The organism is Streptomyces sp. NPDC031210, assembly GCF_055570395.1.
In genome coordinates this window covers 203,017-210,459 of the sequence record NZ_JBVIHH010000015.1, presented here as the reverse complement: position 1 = coordinate 210,459, position 7,443 = coordinate 203,017, and the positions used below count along the sequence as shown (strand labels likewise).

9 protein-coding genes are annotated in these 7,443 nt (G+C 71.3%); 7 read left to right on the top strand and 2 right to left on the bottom strand.

The genetic code is table 11. The annotated features are described in order from the left end of the window. Nucleotides 1-131 precede the first annotated feature (131 nt). A complete protein-coding gene (locus tag ACZ45Z_RS26185; RefSeq protein WP_468367004.1) occupies nucleotides 132-851 on the bottom strand; it encodes a DUF5324 family protein in 720 nt (239 codons plus the stop codon). A 332-nt stretch (nucleotides 852-1,183) separates the two neighbouring features. Here ACZ45Z_RS26185 and ACZ45Z_RS26180 point away from each other — a divergent pair, with 332 nt between their 5' ends. Continuing rightward, a complete protein-coding gene (locus ACZ45Z_RS26180) occupies nucleotides 1,184-1,711 on the top strand; it encodes a peptidylprolyl isomerase (RefSeq protein ID WP_468367001.1) in 528 nt (175 codons plus the stop codon). Between the two features lie 162 nt (nucleotides 1,712-1,873). After that, on the top strand, nucleotides 1,874-2,776 hold the full coding sequence (locus tag ACZ45Z_RS26175; RefSeq protein WP_468366998.1) for a rhomboid family intramembrane serine protease: 903 nt from the start codon (nucleotides 1,874-1,876) through the stop codon (nucleotides 2,774-2,776). 236 nt (nucleotides 2,777-3,012) lie between these two features. Here ACZ45Z_RS26175 and crgA read toward each other — a convergent pair whose 3' ends face one another. Beyond that, nucleotides 3,013-3,270, bottom strand: coding sequence for a cell division protein CrgA (crgA, locus tag ACZ45Z_RS26170; protein ID WP_468366995.1), 258 nt, complete (start codon nucleotides 3,268-3,270; stop codon nucleotides 3,013-3,015). Nucleotides 3,271-3,410: 140 nt separating this feature from the next. Here crgA and ACZ45Z_RS26165 point away from each other — a divergent pair, with 140 nt between their 5' ends. From ACZ45Z_RS26165 to ACZ45Z_RS26145, 5 genes are all read left to right on the top strand, one after another. Next, a complete protein-coding gene (locus ACZ45Z_RS26165; RefSeq protein ID WP_468366993.1) occupies nucleotides 3,411-4,181 on the top strand; it encodes a DUF881 domain-containing protein in 771 nt (256 codons plus the stop codon). Between the two features lie 39 nt (nucleotides 4,182-4,220). Continuing rightward, complete coding sequence (locus ACZ45Z_RS26160; RefSeq protein WP_468366991.1) at nucleotides 4,221-4,952, top strand: class E sortase; 732 nt, start codon at nucleotides 4,221-4,223, stop codon at nucleotides 4,950-4,952. Nucleotides 4,953-5,033: 81 nt separating this feature from the next. Beyond that, on the top strand, nucleotides 5,034-5,210 hold the full coding sequence (locus tag ACZ45Z_RS26155) for a hypothetical protein (RefSeq protein WP_468366988.1): 177 nt from the start codon (nucleotides 5,034-5,036) through the stop codon (nucleotides 5,208-5,210). Next, nucleotides 5,207-5,872, top strand: a complete 666-nt coding sequence (locus ACZ45Z_RS26150) for an aminodeoxychorismate/anthranilate synthase component II (protein WP_468366986.1) — start codon at nucleotides 5,207-5,209, stop codon at nucleotides 5,870-5,872. The genes ACZ45Z_RS26155 and ACZ45Z_RS26150 overlap by 4 nt, the downstream gene beginning before the upstream one ends. Beyond that, nucleotides 5,869-7,443 (top strand): class E sortase, encoded by a 1,575-nt coding sequence (locus ACZ45Z_RS26145; RefSeq protein WP_468366983.1) that lies wholly within the window; start codon nucleotides 5,869-5,871, stop codon nucleotides 7,441-7,443. The genes ACZ45Z_RS26150 and ACZ45Z_RS26145 overlap by 4 nt, the downstream gene beginning before the upstream one ends.

Sequence of the window (7,443 nt, the reverse complement as noted above, 5' to 3'; positions counted from 1 at the left end):
CCCCCCCCCCCCCCCCCCCCCCCCCCCCCCCCCCCCCCCCCCCCCCCCCCCCCCCCCCCCCCCCCCCCCCCCCCCCCCCCCCCCCCCCCCCCGGTGCTGCCAGGGCTGTGCCGCCGGTGCGCCGCGTGGTATCAGGCCGTGGTGCCGCGCCCGCGCTCGTCCGACTCGTTCTCCGCCTGCTTGGCCTGGACCTCCGGGTCGAGGGAGGCGCCCTCACTGCCGTCGACCGCGTCCAACCGGCCGCGGTCACCGACCTCGGTGGGCGCCGGCGGCTCGACCAGCCAGTCCGGGTTGGCCTGCTTGTCCCACCACTTCCAGGCCGCGACCGCGCCGCCGGCCACGACGCCGATCACCGCGAGCCGCTTGACGACCCGGCCGTTCCTGGACCGGCGCTGGTGCTTCTTGACGAGCTTTTCGATCTCGGCGGCCGTCACCTGGCCGCGCAGTGCGGCGAGCGCGGCGGTGGTGCGGGCGACGGCTTCCTCACGCACCGGCTCGGCGGCCGCCCGGGCGCTGACCACGGCGTGCTCCAGGCGCGGGCCGGTGTAGTCGGCGGCCTGCCGCGCCGCCTTACGGGTCCGGATGGCGGCCTTGGTGGCGGCCGCGTCCACCTTGGGGGGCAGCGCACCGCGGGCGTGCTCCAGGCGCGGCTGCAGATGGGCGTCGTACTGCGAACGGGCCTGGTGGGCGGCTACGGCCACCTTGGGGGCCACGCGGCAGCGGGCCTCATGAGCGAGATGCGCGGCGGTGTCCTTGGCCGTACCGGCATACGGAGCCACCACCTCCGCGGCGTGCCGCACGCTGTCCCTGGCCGTACCGGTCGCGGCGCGCACGCTGTCCTTGCGGGTCACGGGATCCTCCTCCTCGGTGGCGTGTCCGGGGCTCTGGGGGTTGGTCCCCCATGTCTGTTGTGTCGCCTGTCCACCCGATTGAAGATCATGCCTGCTCACGCTTCGCACGGCATGTGAGAGCGGGCATCCGGGTCATGGCGGCTTTTTCAGGTCCTTATGACGACAATGGCACGCTTTACCCGGCTCCGCCGATCCGCGCGCCGCGTCGGTCCGGAGCGGCCCGAGCCGAGGAAATCCGTACGAAGAGTGTCGTCGGGCGGCGGCCGGACTACGGGCGGGCCGGTCCATGCGAGGATCGGGGACCGTCAGTGAAGACTTATGGAAGGTAGATCGTGGCTGAGCAGCTCTACGCCACCCTGAAGACCAACCAGGGCGACATCGAGATTCGGCTTCTGCCGAACCACGCGCCCAAGACGGTCAAGAACTTCGTCGAGCTCGCCAAGGGCGAGCGGGAGTGGACCCACCCGGCGACGGGCAAGAAGTCCACCGACAAGCTGTACGACGGTACGGTCTTCCACCGGGTGATCAGCGGCTTCATGCTCCAGGGCGGCGACCCGCTGGGCAACGGCACCGGCGGCCCCGGCTATGAGTTCGGGGACGAGTTCCACCCCGACCTGGCCTTCACCAAGCCCTACCTCCTGGCGATGGCCAACGCCGGCCCGGGCACGAACGGCTCGCAGTTCTTCATCACCGTCTCGCCCACCGCCTGGCTGACCGGCAAGCACACCATCTTCGGTGAGGTCACGAACGACGCGAGCAAGAAGGTCGTCGACGCGATCGCCGCCACCGAGACCAACCCGCGCACCGACCGTCCCCTCCAGGACGTCGTCATCGAGTCGGTCGTCATCGAGAGCCGCTGACCGGACGGTTCGCCCGCGGACCGGCCCGTTCGCCCCGCCCGAGGGAACCATTGCGCCCCGCCCGGTCGTAGACAAGGCGGGGCGCGCAGCTCGTCCAGGGGAGACGGCCGGGCGACGGGTGGTGCGCTCGCGCGCCCGCACGAGAAGAGGACGAGGGGACCGATGGATCAGGTGCCAGGCAGCCCGCAGGAGCCGCAGGACGCCCGGGGCGACGACGGCCCGCCGGCCTGCTACCGCCACCCGGACCGCACGACCGGCATCCGCTGCACCCGCTGCGAGAAGCCGATCTGCCCCGACTGCATGGTCAGCGCCTCGGTCGGCTTCCAGTGCCCGAGTTGCGTGCGCGGCGGCGACGGCGCCGGCAACACGGCGCGCGCCACGGCCCCGCGCACCCTCGCGGGCGGTTCGATCGCCGCCGACCCGCGGCTGCTCACCAAGATCCTGCTGGGTCTCAACCTGGCCGTTTTCATCGTGGTGAAGCTGACCGAGGACCGGCTCCTGGGCGATCTGGTGATGCTCGGCCGTACGCCGCCGGGGTTTCTGCCCGAGGGTGTCGCCGAGGGCGAGTGGTACCGCCTGTTCACCGCGATGTTCCTGCACCAGGAGATCCCGCACATCGCCTTCAACATGCTCTCGCTGTGGTGGCTGGGCCCGCCGCTGGAGGCGGCACTGGGCCGCGTCCGCTTCCTCGCGCTCTATCTGCTCGCCGGTCTGGGCGGCAGCGCGCTGTCGTATCTGCTGGAGTCACCGGACCAGCCCTCGCTCGGTGCCTCCGGCGCGATCTTCGGGCTGCTGGGCGCGACCGCCGTGCTGATGCGCCGGATGAACTACGACATGAAGCCGGTGCTGATCCTGCTCGGCCTCAACCTGGCCTTCACATTCCTGTGGCCGCACATCGCCTGGCAGGCCCATATCGGCGGCCTCGTGGTGGGCGCGGCGGTGGCGTTCGGCATGGTGCACGCGCCGCGTGAGCGCCGGGCGCTGGTGCAGGGCGTGACGTGCGCGGTGGCGCTGCTGGCGATCGTCGCGGTGGTGTGGGTACGGACCCTTCAGCTCATTGGCTGAAGGGCCGCGTCCGCCAAGTTGTCCACAGCGGGTGCCCGATCTTGTGCAAGCTGTGGGGAACGTCCGTTCCGGTCCGCGCTGACCTGCGTTTCCCCAGGAAAATCGGGGGAAGCCGAGGCCGGGAGCAGGTTGCCGCCGATCACACCGGCGTCAACCTCCAGTGGGTTATCCACAGATCTTCTGAAGTTTTCCCCGGCTGTGGATAACGGTGTGGATGGCCTTGGGCAGGGCTTGCGCTACTTCCACTGGGTGGATACGCCGAAGCCCACCGCGATGAAGCCGAAACCGCACACGATGTTCCAGTTGCCCATCGACTTGATCGGCAGATCGCCCTCGGACACGTAGAACAGAACGATCCAGGCCAGCCCGATGAGGAACATCGCCAGCATCAGCGGCGCGACCCAGCTACGGCCGGAACTCATCTTCAGACTGGTCGTCTGCTTCGCCGGCGGCGGCGTGAAGTCGTCCTTCTTGCGGATCCGTGACTTCGGCACGAGGAACTCTCCTGTCGATGCGCTGACCGCGCGGGGGATGAAACGGGACGGGGGCCAGGGGGGAAGCGACGGGGAGCGTTTCCTCGCCCGGGCGTCCGTTAGCGTAGTGCTTCCGCGGCGTCGTAAGGAGTAAGGGTACGTTGAGCAATTCCGCTGACTCCTCCGGCCGCCCGGCCCGCTCCCACCTGCGGCCCGTACGCATTCTCACACTCGCCGTCTTCGCCCTCGCCGGACTGCTGTTCTGGCTGAGCTTCGACACCGCGCGCGGCACCAACCTGCGCTCCGACGACTCGATGCTCCGCCTGTCCGACCTCATCCAGGAGCGCAGCCACAAAAACGGCGCCCAGGACGACCGCAACGCCACGCTGCGCGAGGAGGTCGACGCGCTCGCCCAGCGCGACAACGGCAGTTCCAAGGCCGAGGACGCCAAGCTCAGGGCCCTGGAGAAGAGCGCCGGCACCAAGAAGCTGGCGGGCCAGGGCGTGAGCGTCACCCTCACCGACGCCCCGCCGAACGCCACCGCCAAGATCCCCGGCATCCCCGAGCCGCAGCCCAACGACCTCGTCATCCACCAGCAGGACCTCCAGGCCGTCGTCAACGCCCTGTGGCAGGGCGGCGCCCAGGGCATCAGGGTCATGGACCAGCGGCTGATCTCCACCAGCGCGGTCCGCTGCGTCGGCAACACCCTGATCCTCCAGGGCCGCGTCTACTCCCCGCCCTACAAGGTCACCGCGGTCGGCGACCGCGAGGCGCTCAACCGCGCGCTGACCGCCTCCCCCGCCATCCAGAACTACCTCCAGTACGTCAACGCCTACGGCCTGGGCTGGAAAGTCGACCAGCACGAAGCGGTGACTCTGCCCGGCTACTCCGGCACAGTGGAGCACCACTACGCACAGCCTGTGAAGCCGTAGGCCCGCACCGCGCGGGGCGGCGGGAAGGGGCGGGGGCCGATGACGGTGCGGGGGCGGACGGCAGCGGTGCGCCTGCTCGTCCGGACGGCCAGCGAGATCTGCGTCACCGCCGGCACCCTCATCGTCCTGTTCGTGGTCTACGTGCTCTTCTGGACCGGCGTGCGCGCCGACAGCGCGATGGACGGCGAGATCGGCGCGCTCCACCACAGGTGGTCGTCCCGGCCGGCGCCCGACCCCGGGGAGCCTCCGGCCGAAGCCGCCGGCGACGCCACCGCCGGCCCGCGGCCCCGGCCCGCGCCCGAGGACGGCGAGCCCTTCGCCGTCATGTACGTCCCGCGCTTCGGCGCCGACTGGGCCAAGCCCGTCCTCCAAGGCACCGCCACCGCCACCCTCCAGCGCGGCCTGGGCCACTACGCCCGCACCGCCGGCCCCGGCGCGACCGGCAACTTCGCCGTCGCCGGGCACCGCCGCACCTACGGCGACCCCTTCAAGGACTTCCCCCGGCTGCGGCCCGGCGACGCCGTGGTCGTGAGCGACGGCACGACCTGGTTCACCTACCGCGTCGACAACCGCCCCTACACGACGCTGCCCGGCGACGTCGGCGTGATCGACCCCGTGCCGCGGAAATCCGGCTACCGCGGCCCCGGGCGCTACCTCACGTTGACGACCTGCGAACCGGAGTGGGGCCACAGCCACCGCCTGATCGCCTGGGCCCACCTGGATTCCACCCAACCCGTGGCGCGGGGAAGGCCGTCGGCTTTGACCCGCTGACCCACCGGCGCCCGCCTCCGCCCCTTACTCTGGTGAGGCAATCGACAACGTCATCGGCATCGGCAAGGGGACAGCGACAGCATGTACGGCTGGATCTGGCGGCATCTGCCGGGCAACGCATGGGTGAAGGCGCTGCTCTCACTCGCGCTCGTGCTGGCCGTCGTCTACGTGCTCTTCCAGTACGTCTTCCCGTGGGCGGAGCCGCTGCTCCCCTTCAACGACGTCACTGTGGACGAAGGGATGGCGGCCGTCCGATGAGCGCGCGCATTCTCGTGGTCGACAACTACGACAGCTTCGTCTTCAACCTCGTGCAGTACCTCTACCAACTCGGCGCCGAATGCGAGGTGCTGCGCAACGACGAGGTCTCCCTCGGCCACGCCCAGGACGGCTTCGACGGCGTCCTGCTCTCGCCCGGCCCCGGCACGCCGGAGCAGGCCGGCGTCTGCGTCGACATGGTCCGGCACTGCGCGGACACCGGCGTACCGGTCTTCGGGGTGTGCCTGGGCATGCAGTCGATGGCGGTGGCCTACGGCGGCGTGGTGGACCGCGCGCCCGAGCTGCTGCACGGCAAGACCTCGCCCGTCATCCATGAGGGCTCGGGCGTCTTCTCCGGCCTGCCCTCCCCCTTCACCGCCACCCGCTACCACTCCCTCGCCGTCGAGCCGGACACCGTCCCCGACGAGCTGGTCGTGACCGCCTGGACGGAGCTTCCGGGCGCCCCCGGTGAGGCCGGCGGACGGATCGCGATGGGGCTGCGGCACCGCGAACTGCCCGTGGAGGGTGTGCAGTTCCATCCCGAGTCGGTGCTGACCGAGTGGGGCCACAAGATGCTCGCCAACTGGCTGGTCGAGTGCGGCGACGAAGGAGCGGTGGAGCGCTCGACGGGACTTGCCCCGGTGGTCGGCAAGGCCGGAGCGTGACCGACCCGCGCCCGGAGCGTGAAGGGAGACCCGGCGGACCGTACGAGCCGTACGCGCCGCGGGAGCCGTACGGCCCGCAGGATCCGTACGGCAGCCCCGACGCGTTCGAGGCGGCGGTGGGGCAGCTCGACGACCCGCTGAACGATCCGCTGCCGGGCCGGCCGGCCCCCGCCCCGGCTCCGGCTCCGGCGCCCGACCCTTACGCGCCGCCGGCTCAGGGCGGCCAGGGGTCACCGTGGTTCCGACCGCACCAGGACCCTGACCCGGCAGAGGCGGCCCAGCCCCCTTCCTACGGGCCCGCCGTGCCCCGGCAGTCCCACGCCTCCGGCACCGCCGCGCAAGGGCCCCAGGCGTACGGCGCGGGCCCGCAGCGGCCCCAGACCTACGACGCGGGCCCGCAGCAGTCGCCGGCCTACGACGCGGCGCCCCAGAGCCCGCAGGCCCCCGCGCCCGACCGGGCCGCGCCGGCCCGCCGCCCGCCGTTCGTCCCGTCCCCCGCACCCTCCCCGGCTCCGTCCCCCGCCCCGTCGCCGGCCACCGAGCCGCGCTTGGACGACGAGACCATGGCGCTCCGGCAGGCCGAGGAGCCCGCCACGACGCGCGCCGGACGACGCCGTGCGGCCGCGGTTTCACGTGAAACGGATTCACGTGAAACCGATTCACGGGAAACCGGCGAAGGCGACGCGGCGCCGGCGCTCGGTGGACGGGCGGCCCGACGCAAGGCCGCTCAGGAGACCGCCAGAAGGGTCGGCAGGCGCGGTCGCCACAGCGGAGCGGCCAGTACGGCCACCCAGGCCGCCACGGCCGCCACGGCCGCCGGCGCCGCTTCCGTGACGCTGCCGCCCCCCGCGCCCACCTCCCGGCTGGAGGCGCGGCGCGCCGCCCGTGCCGCCAAGGACAGCCCCAGCCTGATCATCAGCCGTGCGGTGGGCGAGGTGTTCATCACCCTGGGCGTGCTGATGCTGCTGTTCGTGACCTACCAGCTCTGGTGGACCAACGTACTGGCCGAGCAGGAGGCGGGCGGCGCGGCCAACACCCTGCGCCACGAGTGGGACAAGGGCGGCGCGGAGAAGAAGAACCTCGCGACCGGGGAGCGCTTCGCGATCATGTACATCCCGAAGCTCGACATGAAGGCGCCGATCGCCGAGGGCATCGACAAGCACTCCGTGCTGGACCAGGGCATGATCGGCCACTACGACAAGACCAGCAAGATCAAGACCGCCATGCCCTGGGACAAGAAGGGCAACTTCGCGGTGGCGGCCCATCGCAACACTCATGGCGAGCCGTTCCGCTATGTCAACAGGCTCACCAAGGGCGACAAGATCATCGTTGAGACCAAGGCCGCCTACTACACGTACGAGATGGAGAGCATCCTCCCGCAGACCTCTCCCAGCAACACCAGCGTGATCGGCCCCGTGCCACCCGGCTCCGGTTTCACCGGCCCGGGCCGCTACATCACACTGACGACCTGCACCCCGGAATTCACCAGTACCTTTCGGTTGATCGTCTGGGGCAAGATGGTCGAGGAGCGGCCGCGGAGCAAGGGCAAACCGGATGCGCTCGCCAGTTGA

Excerpts from the sequence above, each read along its gene's own strand:
- ACZ45Z_RS26175 (WP_468366998.1), top strand. The coding sequence starts at position 1,874 with ATGGATCAGGTGCCAGGCAGCCCGCAGGAGCCGCAGGACGCCCGGGGC.
- ACZ45Z_RS26160 (WP_468366991.1), top strand. The coding sequence starts at position 4,221 with ATGACGGTGCGGGGGCGGACGGCAGCGGTGCGCCTGCTCGTCCGGACG.
- ACZ45Z_RS26155 (WP_468366988.1), top strand. The coding sequence starts at position 5,034 with ATGTACGGCTGGATCTGGCGGCATCTGCCGGGCAACGCATGGGTGAAG.
- ACZ45Z_RS26150 (WP_468366986.1), top strand. The coding sequence starts at position 5,207 with ATGAGCGCGCGCATTCTCGTGGTCGACAACTACGACAGCTTCGTCTTC.